Annotated in this window: 15 protein-coding genes; 8 read left to right on the forward strand and 7 right to left on the reverse strand. The window is 72.6% G+C overall.

The window, feature by feature from the left end:
• Positions 1-220 precede the first annotated feature (220 nt).
• The 4 genes from EU555_RS07505 (at position 221) to EU555_RS07520 (ending at position 3,362) form a co-directional block, all read left to right on the forward strand.
• Positions 221-448, forward strand: coding sequence for a hypothetical protein (locus tag EU555_RS07505; RefSeq protein ID WP_135414054.1), 228 nt, complete (start codon positions 221-223; stop codon positions 446-448).
• 134 nt (positions 449-582) lie between these two features.
• The gene (locus tag EU555_RS07510) at positions 583-1,413 is read left to right on the forward strand and encodes an ABC transporter ATP-binding protein (protein WP_167858493.1); all 831 of its coding nucleotides are present in this window, start codon (positions 583-585) and stop codon (positions 1,411-1,413) included.
• Between the two features lie 22 nt (positions 1,414-1,435).
• Positions 1,436-2,221 (forward strand): ABC transporter permease, encoded by a 786-nt coding sequence (locus tag EU555_RS07515; protein WP_135414056.1) that lies wholly within the window; start codon positions 1,436-1,438, stop codon positions 2,219-2,221.
• Positions 2,222-2,357: 136 nt separating this feature from the next.
• Positions 2,358-3,362 carry an ABC transporter substrate-binding protein gene (locus EU555_RS07520; RefSeq protein WP_135414057.1) on the forward strand — a complete coding sequence of 335 codons (1,005 nt, stop codon included), beginning with the start codon at positions 2,358-2,360 and terminating at the stop codon, positions 3,360-3,362.
• A 10-nt stretch (positions 3,363-3,372) separates the two neighbouring features.
• Here the strand turns inward: EU555_RS07520 and EU555_RS07525 are convergent, their stop codons facing one another.
• The 3 genes from EU555_RS07525 to EU555_RS07535 form a co-directional block, all read right to left on the reverse strand.
• Positions 3,373-4,545: a GGDEF domain-containing protein gene (locus EU555_RS07525; protein WP_135414058.1), complete on the reverse strand. Its 1,173-nt coding sequence runs from the start codon at positions 4,543-4,545 to the stop codon at positions 3,373-3,375.
• Positions 4,546-4,703: 158 nt separating this feature from the next.
• On the reverse strand, positions 4,704-5,228 hold the full coding sequence (locus tag EU555_RS07530; RefSeq protein WP_135414059.1) for a DedA family protein: 525 nt from the start codon (positions 5,226-5,228) through the stop codon (positions 4,704-4,706).
• Between the two features lie 111 nt (positions 5,229-5,339).
• Positions 5,340-6,734, reverse strand: a complete 1,395-nt coding sequence (locus tag EU555_RS07535) for an amidase (RefSeq protein ID WP_135414060.1) — start codon at positions 6,732-6,734, stop codon at positions 5,340-5,342.
• A 149-nt stretch (positions 6,735-6,883) separates the two neighbouring features.
• Here EU555_RS07535 and pdxY point away from each other — a divergent pair, with 149 nt between their 5' ends.
• Positions 6,884-7,732, forward strand: a complete 849-nt coding sequence (pdxY, locus tag EU555_RS07540) for a pyridoxal kinase PdxY (protein ID WP_135414061.1) — start codon at positions 6,884-6,886, stop codon at positions 7,730-7,732.
• A gap of 27 nt (positions 7,733-7,759) precedes the next feature.
• Here the strand turns inward: pdxY and EU555_RS07545 are convergent, their stop codons facing one another.
• Positions 7,760-8,764, reverse strand: a complete 1,005-nt coding sequence (locus EU555_RS07545) for a DUF2891 domain-containing protein (protein ID WP_135414062.1) — start codon at positions 8,762-8,764, stop codon at positions 7,760-7,762.
• 260 nt (positions 8,765-9,024) lie between these two features.
• Between EU555_RS07545 and EU555_RS07550 the strand changes: the two genes are divergently transcribed.
• Positions 9,025-9,936: a PhzF family phenazine biosynthesis protein gene (locus tag EU555_RS07550; protein ID WP_135414063.1), complete on the forward strand. Its 912-nt coding sequence runs from the start codon at positions 9,025-9,027 to the stop codon at positions 9,934-9,936.
• Positions 9,933-10,634, forward strand: coding sequence for an NUDIX hydrolase (locus tag EU555_RS07555; RefSeq protein WP_135414064.1), 702 nt, complete (start codon positions 9,933-9,935; stop codon positions 10,632-10,634). The genes EU555_RS07550 and EU555_RS07555 overlap by 4 nt, the downstream gene beginning before the upstream one ends.
• A 63-nt stretch (positions 10,635-10,697) precedes the next feature.
• Here EU555_RS07555 and EU555_RS07560 read toward each other — a convergent pair whose 3' ends face one another.
• From EU555_RS07560 to EU555_RS07570, 3 genes are all read right to left on the reverse strand, one after another.
• Entirely contained in the window at positions 10,698-11,051 is a 354-nt protein-coding gene (locus EU555_RS07560; protein WP_135414065.1) for a hypothetical protein, read from the reverse strand.
• 255 nt (positions 11,052-11,306) lie between these two features.
• Positions 11,307-11,609 carry a hypothetical protein gene (locus EU555_RS36640; RefSeq protein WP_205820829.1) on the reverse strand — a complete coding sequence of 101 codons (303 nt, stop codon included), beginning with the start codon at positions 11,607-11,609 and terminating at the stop codon, positions 11,307-11,309.
• Between the two features lie 96 nt (positions 11,610-11,705).
• On the reverse strand, positions 11,706-12,617 hold the full coding sequence (locus EU555_RS07570; protein WP_167858486.1) for a DMT family transporter: 912 nt from the start codon (positions 12,615-12,617) through the stop codon (positions 11,706-11,708).
• 382 nt (positions 12,618-12,999) lie between these two features.
• Here EU555_RS07570 and argC point away from each other — a divergent pair, with 382 nt between their 5' ends.
• The gene (argC, locus tag EU555_RS07575; RefSeq protein WP_135414067.1) at positions 13,000-13,977 is read left to right on the forward strand and encodes an N-acetyl-gamma-glutamyl-phosphate reductase; all 978 of its coding nucleotides are present in this window, start codon (positions 13,000-13,002) and stop codon (positions 13,975-13,977) included.
• Positions 13,978-14,038: the final 61 nt, after the last annotated feature.

Here is a 14,038-nt window from a genome sequence, read left to right on the forward strand (position 1 = left end):
GTGGATGGGGCTTGCGCGAGAGGTTGCAGGCGGACCGAATCGGGAACGCCATCGGACCAGCTTCGCTCGGCGTTGTCACCTGCAGGCCGTGTCGCAGGCGGCGCCCCCCTTGCGCGGCCGCCCCAGGGCCGAGCCAGCCGATCGGGGTGCTGGGCAGCGGCCTCTCCCTCTGGTGGGCGCGCCAGCGCCGCCCGGCGCCGGCCCTGCGGGCGCGGGCGGCATGAGGCGGCAGGCTGCTCCCCGCCGCGCCGCGGCGGGGTGGCGCGCCGTGTTCGGCGTGCCGCTGATCGTGGGCGCGGCGACCCTCGCCGGGCTCCTGGCGGCGCTCCTGCACGAGGGCGCCGGCTGGGTCGCGGCCTGGTTCGGCCTGGGCCTGCCGCTCGCCCTCACCGTCTGGCACGTCGTGCGGGCCTATGCGCCGCGAAACCGTGCCACGCGACCGAGGTAGCGGTTGATCTCGCGCGTCCGCTCGCCGATGGTCGGCCCCGCACCCGGCCGCGCGAGACGGCCGGGCGGCGGGAGGGAGCAGGCAGCATGGTCGGGCAGCGCGCCGCCGAGGGGCGCAAGGGGGGTCGGGCCGGGATGCGGGTGGTCGGCGGAACGGCGCTCGCCCACGACGCCGCGGCGGTGCGGCTGCAGGGCATCGGCATCGCCTTCACCCTCAAGGGCGGGAAACGCTATGTCGCCGTCGAAGGCATCGATCTCGGGGTGATGCCGGGCGAGTTCGTGGCGGTGGTCGGACCGACGGGCTCGGGCAAGTCGACCCTGCTCAACGCCGCCGCCGGCCTGCTCAAGCCCGTCTCGGGCAGCGTCACGGTCTTCTCCTCCGCGCTGTCGGGCCTCAACGCCCGGGCCGGCTACCTCTTCCAGGCCGACGCCCTGATGCCGTGGAAGACCGCCCTCGACAACGTCGCGGTCGCGCTCGAGCCCCAGGGCGTGCCGCGATCGGAGGCGCTCGCGCGGGCGCGCGACTGGCTCGGCCGGGTCGGCCTCTCGGCCTTCGTCGAGCGCTATCCGCACATGCTCTCGGGCGGCCAGCGCAAGCGCGTGGCGCTGGCCCAGATGCTGATCCGCGACCCCGAGATCCTCCTGATGGACGAGCCGTTCGGGCCGCTCGACGCGCAGACCCGGCAGATCATGGGCAACCTCCTCCTCGAATTGTGGGCGGCCAACCGCAAGGCGGTGATGTTCGTCACCCACGATCTCGAGGAGGCGATCGCGCTCGCCGACCGGGTGGTGGTGCTCTCCGCCGGCCCCGCCGCCCGGATCGTCGGCGATTTTCCGGTTCCGCTGGCCCGCCCGCGCGACATCAGCGAGATCCGCCTCGAGCCGCAATTCCACGCCCTCTACAAGGAGATCTGGTCGTGCCTGCGGGTCGAGGTCTCGCGCGCCTATGCGGGCGGCCCGGCCTGATGCCCCTCGGAGACATGACCCCGTGAACCGCCTCGGCCTCCTCGCCCTGCAGATCCTCGTCGGCCTCGCCGGCTTCGCGATCTGGCACGTGCTGACCGTCTATCCCGTTCTCGGGGCGCCCAAGCAGATCCAGTTCTTCTTCTCGACCCCGGTCGAGGTGCTCAAGCGGACCTGGGCCGAGATGGCGAACCCCGAGATCTGGGGCCATCTCTGGATCACCCTGCAGGAGACGGTGCTGGCCTTCGTCTTCGGCGCCGCCGGGGGCATCGCCTTCGGGTTCCTGTTCGCCCGCAACGCGCTGCTCGCGGCGGTGTTCGACCCCTACATCAAGGCGGCGAACGCCCTGCCCCGGGTGGTCCTGGCGCCGATCTTCGCGCTGTGGTTCGGGCTCGGCATCTGGTCGAAGGTGGCGCTCGGCTTCACGCTGGTGTTCTTCATCGTGTTCTTCAACGTCTACCAGGGCGTGCGCGAGGTGAGCCCGGTGGTGCTGAACAACGCCCGGATGCTCGGGATGAGCGAGCGCGGGCTTCTCCGCCATGTCTACTGGCCCTCGGCGCTGACCTGGATGTTCTCCTCGCTCCACACGGCGGTCGGATTCGCCCTGGTCGGCGCCGTGGTGGGCGAGTATCTCGGCTCCTCGGCCGGCCTCGGCTACAAGATCCACGAGGCCGAGAGCGTGTTCGACGTCACCGGCGTCTTCGCCGGGATGCTGATCCTGACCGTGTTCGTGATCGTGATCGACACGGTCGTCACCCTGATCGAGAACCGCCTCCTGGTGTGGCGCCCGCAAGCCGGCGGCCAGGGCTGAGACTTCGTTCGTCTGCTCGCGCGGGCCGACTCGCGACAGGCTTCCTCCCACCCGGACCTCAGGATGAAGTCGGGGATGGGATAGGTTCGACAGCTCGGCCTGACCGGCCCACGGAAACAACGGGAGGACCATTTCCATGCAACGCCGCAGCTTCCTCGCCGGCGCCGCCGCCCTGGCCCTCGCGCCGGCCGTGCCGGCCCGAGCCGAGACCGTCAAGGTCCGCATCGGCGTCGGCGGCAAGCCCCTGCTCTACTACCTGCCGCTGACGATCGCCGAGCGGAAGGGCTTCTTCAAGGAGGAGGGCATCGAGGCCGACATCAACGATTTCGGCGGCGGCGCGCGCTCGCTCCAGGCGCTGATCGGCGGCTCGGTCGACGTGGTGACGGGCGCCTACGAGCACACGATCCGAATGCAGGCCAAGGGCCAGGACGTGCGGGCGGTCTGCGAACTCGGCCGCTTCCCCGCCATCGTGATCGGGGTGCGCAAGGATCTCGCCGGCACGGTGAGGACGGCCGCCGACTTCAAGGGCCGCAAGATCGGCGTGACCGCGCCGGGCTCCTCGACGGCGCTGACCGCGCAATACGCGATGATCAAGGCCGGGCTGAAGGCCACGGACGCGCCCCTGATCGGCATCGGCGGCGGCGCTGGCGCGATCGCCGCGATGAAGAAGGGCGAGATCGACGTCATCGCCCATCTCGACCCGGTGATCGCCAAGCTCGAGGCGGACGGCGACATCGCGGTTCTGGTCGATACCCGCACGGAGGCCGGCACGCGGGCCCTGTTCGGCGGCCCGAACCCGGCGGGGGTGGTCTACACCAAGCAGGACTGGATCGAGCGCCACGCCGCAGCGACCCAGAAGGTCGTCAACGCCTTCGCCAAGTCGCTGAAGTGGATCGTCGCGGCGACGCCCGAGGAGATCGCCGACACGGTGCCGCCGGCCTACCATTTCGGCGACAAGCCGCTCTACCTGCAGGCGGTGAAGAACTCGCTCGAGAGCTATTCCCGCACCGGCATCCCGACGCAGGAGGGCATGGCGAGCGTGCTGGAGCTGGTCCGCACCCTCGATCCGGAGCTGCAGGGCGCCAAGATCGACCTCGCGACGACCGTCGAGGACCGCTTCGTCAGGAAGGCGATGGGCTGAGGACCCAGCCTCACGCGACCCGGGCCGCGAGCACCGGCGGCTCGGCCGCCAGCGCGCAGCGGCCCTTGCCGGCGGCCTTGGCGCGGTAGAGCGCCGCGTCGGCCTCGGCCAGGAGCGCGTCCGGGCTCATCCCCGGGAGCGCCCAGGCGAGGCCGATGCTGAGCCCGACGCCGATCCCGTTGCCGTCCTGCCCCGCCGGCCCGACATCGTAGGGCGCCTTCACGGCCTCGATCAGGCGCGCCGCCACCAGGCCGGCCTCCCGCCTCCGGGCGCCGGCGGCCAGGATCACGAACTCGTCGCCGCCGAGGCGGGCCGCCTGCCACTCCGCGGGGATCGTGGCGGCGATCTGGCCGGCGACCTGCACCAGCAGGGCGTCGCCGGCGGCGTGGCCGAGGCAATCGTTGACGGCCTTGAAGCCGTCGAGGTCGAGATAGAGGAGGGCGAGATCGCCCCCGCGCTGCAGCCTCGCGGCGAGGTCCTCCATCAGCCCGGTGCGATTGCGCAGGCCGGTCAAGGGGTCGTGGGTGGCGCGCCGCTGGTCCTCCTGCCTGGCGAGCAGGACCTCGACGTAGGTGCGGTTGAGACGCACGGTCGTGGCGCTCATCGCCACCCCGAACAGCAGGCCCTGCACGGTCCCGATCAGGAACCAGGCATCGCCGTAATGGAACGGCAGCATCAGCTTCAGCGGGAGGTCGCACAGCACGATCATCGCGACGGCGAGACGCGGTGCCGCGTAGTTGCGGGTGACGATCCCGCTCAGGATTCCCATCATCGTGAGCGGTGCCAGGACCTGCAGCACGGGATCGCCGCTGGCGAAGCACAGCACCGTCGCGGCGCCGATCAGACCGGCCCAGGCGAGGCTGCTGGCGAGCAGCACGTCCGTCGCCGCCGGCCGTCCTTCCGCGACCGCGCGGCCGCTCCGCCGGAGAAGGACGAGGCGGAAGGCGAGCAGGCAAAGATCCGTCGCGAGCAGGCACAGGAAGGCCGGCTCCGGATGCCGGATCACCGCCACGAGCTCGATGATCAGCATCGCGACCGCGCCCAGCACCAGCGAGGCGACGGAGGACAGGAGCGTCGCGAGCAGGCGGACCCGCAGCTCGGCCGGCAGGTCGAGCCCCGGATCCGCCAGCCAGCGCAGGGGCGCCGCGCGCGGCAGCCGGTAACTCGGTGTCGGTTCGGTCATGAGGGCGTCCGCGAGCGCCCCTCGAGGCACTACGAGGTGAATCTGCCGATGCGGCTAAACATCTGGTTGTATCGACGGGTCGGTCGTGCCGACGACGGCACTGCACGGGATGATACGGCCGGAGCGGCACGCTTTCGAGTGCGTGTCTTGCCGCAGGGTCACGTGCGCCGCAGCCAGTCGATCAGCCCGGCGCCCGGCGCGAGCCAGACGAAGGCCCAGACGAAGGCCGAGGACAGGTTGGCGAGCTGGAAGGGCAGCCGCGGCAGCAGCGCCACGCCGGCGACCAGCGGCACCACCGCCCGGGCCGGGCCGATGAAGCGGCCGGCGAAGATCGCCCACGCGCCCCAGCGCTGGCAGAAGGTCTCGCCCTTGGCGACCATGTCGGGGTAGCGGTTGAGCGGCCACATCCGCTTGGCGCCGTCCTTGTAGTAGCGGCCGATCTCGTAGGAGACCCAGTCGCCCAGGATCGCCCCGATCGCCGCCCCGACCATCACCGGAAGGAACGGGATCACCCCCGACCCGATCAGCGCCCCGATCCCGATCAGGATCACGGTCGCCGGCACCAGGAGCGAGAGCACGGCGAGGGATTCGCAGAAGGCGATGATCCCGGTGATCACCGGCGCCCAGGCCTGATGGTCGCGCACGACGTCGAGGACCGTGGTGCGCAGAGTCTCGAAGTCCATGGAGCCTTGACCGTGGGTGAGCGGAGTGGCGGGACAAGTCGGGGAGCCGGGCGGGCGTTCCGCGTTCCTTCCGTCTTACCCGGCACATGTGAGCGGCGCGTGAACTCACGCCTAGGCCAGGCCCCTCTCGACGATGCGGCTCGCCCGCAGCACGGTCATCTCGCCGAAGGGCGGCCCGACGATCTGCAGCCCGACCGGCAGGCCGGCCGCCGTCCCGCACGGCACCGACGCCGCGGGCTGGCGGCTGAGGTTGAACGGCCAGGTCAGCGGGGTCCAGTCGTACCAGCGCGGGAAGCGGCCGGGATCCGGGGTGTTGAGGCCGGCCGCGAAGGCCGGCATCGGCAGGGTCGGCGTCACCAGGAGGTCGTGCGCCTGATGGAAGCGCTGCATCGCCTGGCAATGGGCCCGGGCGGCGTCCTGGGCGGCCTGCAGGTGCGCGGCGGTGAGGTCGCGGGCCGAGACGACGAGGTCGAGGAGGTCGGGCTCGAGGCGCTGCAGCTCCGCCCCCGACAGGTGCCGCAGGCTGCCGGCGAAGCCCGCCCGCCAGATCACGTCCATCGCCTCGCGCAAGGGGGAGAGGTCGAGGGCGACCTCCTCGATCCGGGCGCCGGCCTGCGCCAGGACGGCGACGCCGCGCGCGAAGGCCGCCGCCACCGCGGACTCGACGATCGGGAAGCCGAGGTCCCGCGACACGGCGATGCGGAGATCCGCGACGCCCCCCTCGATCCCGGCGAGGTAGTCGGTATCGGGGTGGGGCACCGCGAAGGCGTCGCGCCAGTCGCCCTGGGCCAGCAGGCGCAGCATCAGGGCGCCGTCGCGCACGTCCCGCGACAGGCCACCGAACACGGTGAGCCAGCCGAGCGAGGTCGGGGCGTAGGGCACGAGGCCGAAGGTGGGTTTCAGCCCGAACACGCCCGTGAAGGACGCCGGGATGCGGATCGAGCCCCCGCCGTCGCCGCCGGTGGCGAGCGGCACCACGCCCGCGGCGACGAGCGCCGCCGCGCCGCCGCTCGACCCGCCGGGCGTGCGCGACGGGTCGTGGGGGTTGCGGGTGATGCCGGTGAGCGGCCCGTGGGTGATGCCCTTCCAGCCGTATTCCGGCGTCGCGGTCTTGCAGAAGAACACCGCCCCGGCCTCGCGCAGGCGCGCCACGCCCGGCGAATCCTCGGCGGCCGGCACGTCCGGGGTCGGGACGGCGCCGTAGCGGGTGGGCCAGCCGGCGACGTGGTTGGTGTCCTTCACCGCCACCGGCACGCCGTCGAGGGGGCTCAAGGGCCGGCCCTCGCGCCAGCGCCGGGCCGAGGCCTCGGCCATCCGCCGCCCGGTCGCGGCATCGACCAGGATCGCGGCGTTGAGCGCCGGGTTCACGGCGGCGAGCCGCTCCAGCGCCTCGTCGAGCACCGCGACCGGCGAGAGGCGGCCCTCGGCGAAGCCCCGCGCCAGGTCGAGGGCGGTGGGCGCGCTTCGGGCGACGAGGTCCGCGCCAGGTCCCGGCGTCGTGTCCATTCTCCCCTCCCCGATCGTGGCGGTCCTGTCAGGGTTAGAGCAGGTTTCGTGCCCGTCGGCCTCACGTCGCGCGCCGGGGTGGTTGCCAGGAGCCGCCGGGGCAGGGATCGTGCGGGCCGCGAAGCCCCGCGCGAGGTCTGAGTGCCGCGATGAACGTCCTGTCGATCCAGTCCCACGTCGCCTACGGCCATGTCGGCAACGCCTCGGCGGTCTTCCCGATGCAGCGCCTCGGGGTCGAGGTCTGGGCGGTGCACACGGTGCAGTTCTCCAACCACACCGGCTACGGCGCCTGGCGCGGGCGGGTGTTCGACGGGCCGGCGATCGAGGACCTGGTCGAGGGCATCGCCGAGCGCGGCGTGCTGCTCACCTGCGACGGGGTGCTGTCCGGCTACATGGGCTCGGCCGATATCGGCACCGCGATCCTGCGGGCGGTGGAGCGGGTGCGCGCCGCCAACCCGGCGGCGCTCTATTGCTGCGACCCCGTCATCGGCGATGTCGGCCGGGGGGTGTTCGTGCGCCCCGGCATCCCGGAATTCCTGCGCGAGCACGCGGTGCCGGCGGCCGACCTCATCACCCCGAACCAGTTCGAGCTCGACTACCTGAGCGGGATCGAGAGCCGGACGCTGGCCGACGCCAAGGCCGCCGTGGCCGCCGTGCAGGCGAGCGGGCCCAAGGTCGTGCTGGTGACCTCGCTCCACACCGAGGAGACGCCTGGCGACAGCATCGACATGCTGGCCGGCGAGGGCGGGCGGTTCTGGCGCCTGCGCACCCCGAGGCTGTCCCTCGGCGTCAACGGCGCGGGCGACGCCACCGCGGCCCTGTTCCTGGTGCATTACGCGCGCAGCCGCTCGGCCGGCGAGGCCCTTGGGGCCGCCGGCGCCTCGATCTTCGGCCTTCTGCGCCGCACCGCGGAAGCCGGCTCCCGCGAGATCCTGACGGTCGCGGCGCAGGACGAGTTCGTGGCGCCGAGCCGCACCTTCCCGGTCGAGGCGGTGTGACGCCGGGCCGGGTCCCCGACGCGGCCTTCAGGCCTCCAGCGCCAGCAGCGCGAAGCTCGCGAGCCAGTGCTCGCCCATGTAGTCGTCGGCGAGGTGCGGCAGGGCCGCCGCGAGATGCGCCTCGGCCGCCTCCCGCAGCACCGGCACGCGGGCGTCGTCCGCAGGCAGCGCGCCGGCGAGCGCCCGCCAGCACCAGGCGCGGCTGAGGTTGAGCCCGTCGAGATGCGCGATCTTGCCGTCGCTGCGGTCGGTGACGAGGGCCGGGCGAAACAGCGTCGCCGGCTCGCCCGCGGCGAGGCGCGGCAGGAAGCGGTCGAACCACGGCCGGAAGGCCTCCGCCGGCATCAGGCGGCGCAGGCACTCGGCCTCGATGAGGGCCGAGGACAGGAAGTCGTCGCCGCTCGGCTCGCCCCAGGCGGGGCAATCGGCATCCGCGCCGTACCAGCGCTCCGCGGTCGCCCGCAGCAGGTCCATCAGGGCGGCATCCCGGGTGCCCTCGGCGTAATCCGCCGCCATGCGCAGGCCGAAGGCGGTGTTGAAATGCGTGCCCACCCGGACCGGATAGGGCGAGAGCGGCAGGAACGCGCGGAAGCGCTCGGCGATGATCTCGGCCATCGGGGCGAGCGCCCGCGACCAGCGGGGATCGGGCAGGCGCGACAGCTCGTCGGCGAGCTTGAGCGCCCAGGCCCAGCCATAGGGCCGCTTGAAGCCCCGCGCCGTCGGCGCCGCCAGGTAGGCGCACTCGCCCGCAACCTTCCCGGGTGTCAGCTGCCGGTCGAACAGCGCCCGGATCGCGCCGGCCTGCGGCCCGTCGGGGAAGCGCCGCAGCACGCGGGCGAGCAGCCAGTAGCCGTGGACGCAGGAATGCCAGTCGAAGCTGCCGTAGAACACCGGGTGGAGCGCCGACGGGGTGCGGGCATCCTCGGGACCCGCCAGGGTGTGGTCGGGCTTGTTCGGGTATTCCCGGGTGACGTGGCCGAGGGTCAGGGCGGCGAAGCGGGCGGCGGTCTCGGGCGTCAGGGTTTGGGGCATCGGAGCTTTCCGTCGAAACGCATTCGGCTTCGTTCGCTCCTCGCGGAGCACCGTCCGGGCCGCAGCCGGCATTCGCCTGAGCCGGACCGAGGCATGACGCGAACTGGCCGAGCCTCCTCTGAGGGAGAGACGCGCCTCGTTATGGCATTTTCGCGAAAATGCCATAACGGCCGACCGAGGGCTGGCATCCGCCCCCCAGGTCTTGCGCCGCCCACCCGATCCGTGCTGCCTCGCCGCGAGCCACCGAGAAGGACCACGCGATGCCCGCACGCCGCTACGCGACCCTGGACGTGTTCACCGAGCGGCCGCTCGCCGGCAACCCGCTGGCGGTGGTCCTCGACGCCGAGGGGCTGGACGAGGCCGCGATGCAGGCCATCGCCCGGGAGTTCAACCTCTCGGAGACGGTGTTCGTGCTGCCGCCGCAGGAGAGCCGCCACCGGGCGCGGCTGCGGATCTTCACGCCGACCCAGGAGCTGGCCTTCGCGGGCCACCCGACCGTCGGCACCGCCGTGCTGCTCGCCCTCGGCGACCGGCGGGCGGAGGTCGCCGACGCGGTGGCGTTCGGGCTCGAGGAACAGGTCGGGGTGGTGCCCTGCCTGGTCGAGACCGGCGAGGGGCGCGGGCGCGCCCGTTTCCGCCTCCCCCGGCTGCCGGAGGGCTGGGGCGGGGCCGAGGAGCCGGACGCGACCGGGATCGCAGCCGCCCTCGCCCTCCAGCCCTCCGAGATCGGCTTCGCCCGCCACCGGCCGAGCCGCTACAGCGCCGGCACGCCGTTCCACCTCGTGCCGGTCCAGACCCTCGACGCCCTCGGGCGGGCGCGGGGCAGCGCGGATTCGCTCGGCCCGGCCTTCGGGCCGGGCGCCAAGGTCTTTCTCTACACCGGCGAGACCGGGGATGCCGGCCACAGCTTCCGGGCCCGGATGTTCGCCCCCGGCGCCGGCATCGCCGAGGACCCGGCGACCGGCGGCGCGGTCGCGGCCTTCGCGGGCGCCCTGATGCAGTACGAGCCGCTCGGCGGCGGCACCCACGACCTCGTCATCGCGCAGGGGTTCGAGATGGGCCGGCCGAGCGAGATCGCGCTCCAGCTCGTGATCGAGGACGGGGCCCTGCGCGCGGCCGAGATCGGCGGCAGCGCCGTGGTGGTGTCCCGGGGCGAGCTGCACCTCGGATGAGCGTCACCATCACGCCGGCCCGGCGCGTCGACGCCAGGATGGTCGCGCACGACTGGGCCTGGGCCCGCGAGAACCGGGAGGCCATCTCGGCCCACTGGCAGGCACGCCGGGCCGTGCGCCCGGCGATGTTCAACGGCACGGTGCTGATGCTGCGCCGCTGGAGCCTCGAGGACGGCGTGCTGGCTGCCGAGCTGTTCGAGGCCGAGTACGCGGCGCTGACGGCCCTCAAGGACTGGGGCTTCCCGGACGCGAGCGTCGTCAACGTCTTCGCGGCGGTGGTGCCGCGCACCGCCGACGGCGCCTACATCCTCGGCGAGATGGGTCCGCACACCGCCTCCGCCGGGCGGGTCTACTTCCCTTGCGGCACGCCGGACCCCACCGACATCGCCCCCGACGGCACCGTCGACCTCGCCGCGAGCGCGCTGCGCGAGTTGAAAGAGGAGACCGGCCTCGTCGCGCCGGCGGGGCCGGATCCCGGCTGGGTCATCGTGCGCGACGGCGGCCTGATGGCCCTGCTGCGCCCGGTGCAGCTTCGCGAGGACGAAGCGACGGTGCGGGCGGGCATCGTCGCCCACCTCGCCGCCGAGGCCGAGCCGGAGCTCTCCGGCATCGTCGGCGTGCGCGGGGCCGCGGATCTCGACGCGGTGCGGGTCCCGGGCTTCGTCCGGGGCTACCTGCGGGCCGTGCTGGGCGGCTGAGCGGGATGGCGTGAGGCTGGTTCGCCGCCCGACGGGAGCGAACCGGCCTTCACCGCATGCGGCCTACGGGTAGCCGTAGCGGGCCTTCGCGGCGGCGAGGAGCTGCAGCGCCTCGCCGTCCCGGCCGGCCGCGCAGGCGGCGGAGGCGTTGGCGAGGTCGGCCGAGAAGCGCTTGCCGACCGGGGCGTTGAGGTTGCCGGTGGCGACGTCGCTGTCGACGATGGCCTGGGTGCGGGCGATGGCCGGGCCGCAACCCGTCCCGCCGGGAAGCGCGGGGGCCGGCAGGGCCGCGACCGGGCCGGGCAGTGCTGCGGGCGGGGCGCTCGACCTCGACTGGCAGGCGCCGAGGGCGAGGAGGGCCGCGAGGGCGAGTCCGGGCTTCAGCTGCGACACGGGAAGGCTCCATCTCCAGGGCATGGACCGACGACGGGACACCTCTTCGTCGCGGACGATGCGGCGCGATCGGACACACGAGGGCAGCGCGCAGTCGCAGGCTGCTCCCGACGAGCACGTAAGGTCGAGCTTGTGGCAAGCGCGAACCGGGCGGTCAATCGCGGGCGGTAACCGCGCGGACACGATGCCGTGTCGGGTTGCCGCTCGGGTACGAGGGGCGGCGTCGGACGAGGCAGGGGCTGCTGGCACCGGTCAGCCGGGACGATCGGGCAGTCGCTCCTATGGCAAGGGTTTGATGGGCGGATAGTGCCGATTTTCCGGCTTCATATACAAAGAATACCCTTCCGCTCGCGCGTCCGTCTCTGTGATGGAGATGAAGCCGTCGGTCCAGCCGTCTTGATCGAGCGTGTATGGATAGATTTGGAAGCCCGCCGGGTAATCCCGAAATCCAAGCTTGTTGGAGAGACGGTCGATCGCTGCGCGCGCAGCGGCCTCTGAAGAATAAATACCGATGTGAAGTTCCGTATCTTCACGATCTTCGTATTCGCGCTCAAACCAGAGATTGAATACAACATTGCCCATTTTTGTCTCTCGGATGATTGCTTTTGTAGCTTATCATCCTGAACGCTGTATGATAGATCGATAAAAGTGGGAAGATACCAGCTGGCATCGTCCGGATCATGAGGAATCGGCGGACCGCCCCCGGCCGGCCATCTGGGACAGCACGCCACCCCCGATGACGAGACCCGCGCCGACGAGGCCCACGGGCGTCGGGAGGACCTGGACGAGGAGCGCGTCGAGGGCCATGGCCCAGATGAGGCCGGAGAACTGCCAGGGTGCCAGCCGCGACGCCTCCCCCCGGCGCAACGCCGCCGCGATGCTCGCCAGGGCGGCCGTCTGGACGAGCGTCACCAGCAGGACGAGCCCCGCGACCCTGGCATCGACGGGCCGCCACTCCGCCGCCACGGGCCCGGCCAGCAGGAGGACGCCGACGAGCGCGACCTGCAGCACCGTGTCGAGGGTCGTGGCCGCATCGCGCAGGCGGCGGATCAGCACCTGGTAGACCGCGTAGGTGAGCGCGCCCCCGAAGGCGGCCGCGATGCCGGGCAGGCTCGCCTCGCCGCCCGGCCGTACGATCAGCAGCATGCCGGCAAAACCCAGAAGGGTGCCGAGCCAGCGGCCGGGCGGGACGCGCTCGCGCAGGAGCAGCCCGCCGAGCAGCGTCAGCAGCAACGGTGCGGTGAAGCCGAGGGCCGAGGCGGCGGTGACCGGCATCAGCGCGTAGGCCATCACCGCGAGGGCGTTCGACACGACGAGCGCGGCCGCGGCGGCGCGCTGCTCCCAGGCCCTCTCGGGCCGCAGGAGGCGGCGTCCCGTCACGGGGCCTCCCGGCCACGACGCGGCGCAGAGGCCGCCGGCGAGGATGACGGCGCAGCGCAGGAAGGTGACCTGCAACGGACCGAGGCCGTCCTGCGTGACCAGGCGCTTCGAGAGCGCATAGCCCAGGACGTAGAGCAGCCCGGCCAGGATCGTCAGGCCGATGGCGGCCAGGGTCGAGGCATCTTGAGGCCGGGCCGCCGTCCTGATCATCGCCATCGTCCCGCCCTGCCGTCACGAGGGCGGCCGCGTGCCTCGCCTCATCAGGGACATCATAGGCCGAGCTGAGCCGTTATCGAGGCGGAGCGCGGCGGCATCGTCCGCCGGCAGCCAATCCGCTTGACGGCGAAGGTGGGTGACGACAGTGTCGCGGGCCATGATCAGGAACCGGACCCTGTATGACCGCCGCCGACGCCGCTGCTTCCAAGCGGCGGCTTTTCCGGCTGCGCGTCGATCGGCGTCCATCCGCGCAGTGGCGGCCTCATCGTAGGCCCCACCCACCGCCGGAGCGGCCCCGGCCCGCGTTCCCGAAAGAACCTCCGCAGCCCCCGGCTTCGGGGGTTTTCTTTTGCTCCCCTCCCAGAAGGACACCACCATGAGCCTCCGCGTCGGCATCGTCGGAATCAGCGGGTTTGGCGGCGGCGAGGCGCTGCGCCTGATCGCGGGCCACCCGTCCTTCGAACTCGTTTACGCCGCGGGCGAGGGCAGCGCCGGCAGCCGCCTGGTCGACCGCTTCCCCGGTGTTCCGGCGAGGCTGGCCGACCTGGTCATCGAGAAGTGGGACCCCGCGACTCTGCCGGGGCTCGACGTGCTGTTCGCGTCGCTGCCCACGGGGGCCTCGGCCGAGGGGCTGGCGCGCGTGCCGAAGGACGTGAAGATCGTCGATATCGGCGGCGACCATCGCTACGTCGAGGGCTGGGCCTACGGCCTGGCCGATGTCTGGCCGGCCCGGATCGCGGGCCGGACCCGGGTCGCCAATCCCGGCTGCTTTCCCGCAGCGACGCTGACCGCGCTGGCGCCGCTGCTCGCCGAGGGGCTGATCGAGCCCGGCAACATCGTGATCGACGCCAAGACCGGCATCTCCGGCGCCGGCCGGGGCGGCGGCGACAGCCGGTTCGGCTACGCCGAGAGCAACGAGAACCTGGTGCCCTACGGCCTGCTCAGGCACGTCCACATGCCCGAGATGGCCGCGACGATCGAGCGCTTGAGCGGCGGCAGCGCGGCCGGGCTGGTGTTCACGCCGCACCTCGTGCCGATGACCCGCGGCCTCCTCGCCACGATCTATGGCCGCGGCCGCGCCACGACGGCCCAGTGCCTGGAGGCGGCCCGGCGCTTCTATGCCGGGCGCGCCTTCGTCCGCGTGACCGAGACGCCGCCCCAGACCAAATGGGCCACCGGCTCGAACCTCGCCTTCGTCAGCTACGCGGCCGATCCGGAGCGCAACCTGGTGATCGCGATGGGCGTCGTCGACAATCTCGGCAAGGGCGCGGCGGGCCAGGCGGTGCAGAACGCGAACCTGATCTGCGGATTGCCGGAGACCGCGGGGCTGGAGGGCGCCCCTGTCTGGCCGTGATCGCGCCGGAGGGCGGGTGCGGTCTGCACCCGCCCCGCCGAAAGAGACCCCGACCGTCGGC

Source organism: Methylobacterium nonmethylotrophicum, from assembly GCF_004745635.1.
Taxonomy (GTDB): Bacteria; Pseudomonadota; Alphaproteobacteria; order Rhizobiales; family Beijerinckiaceae; genus Methylobacterium; species Methylobacterium nonmethylotrophicum.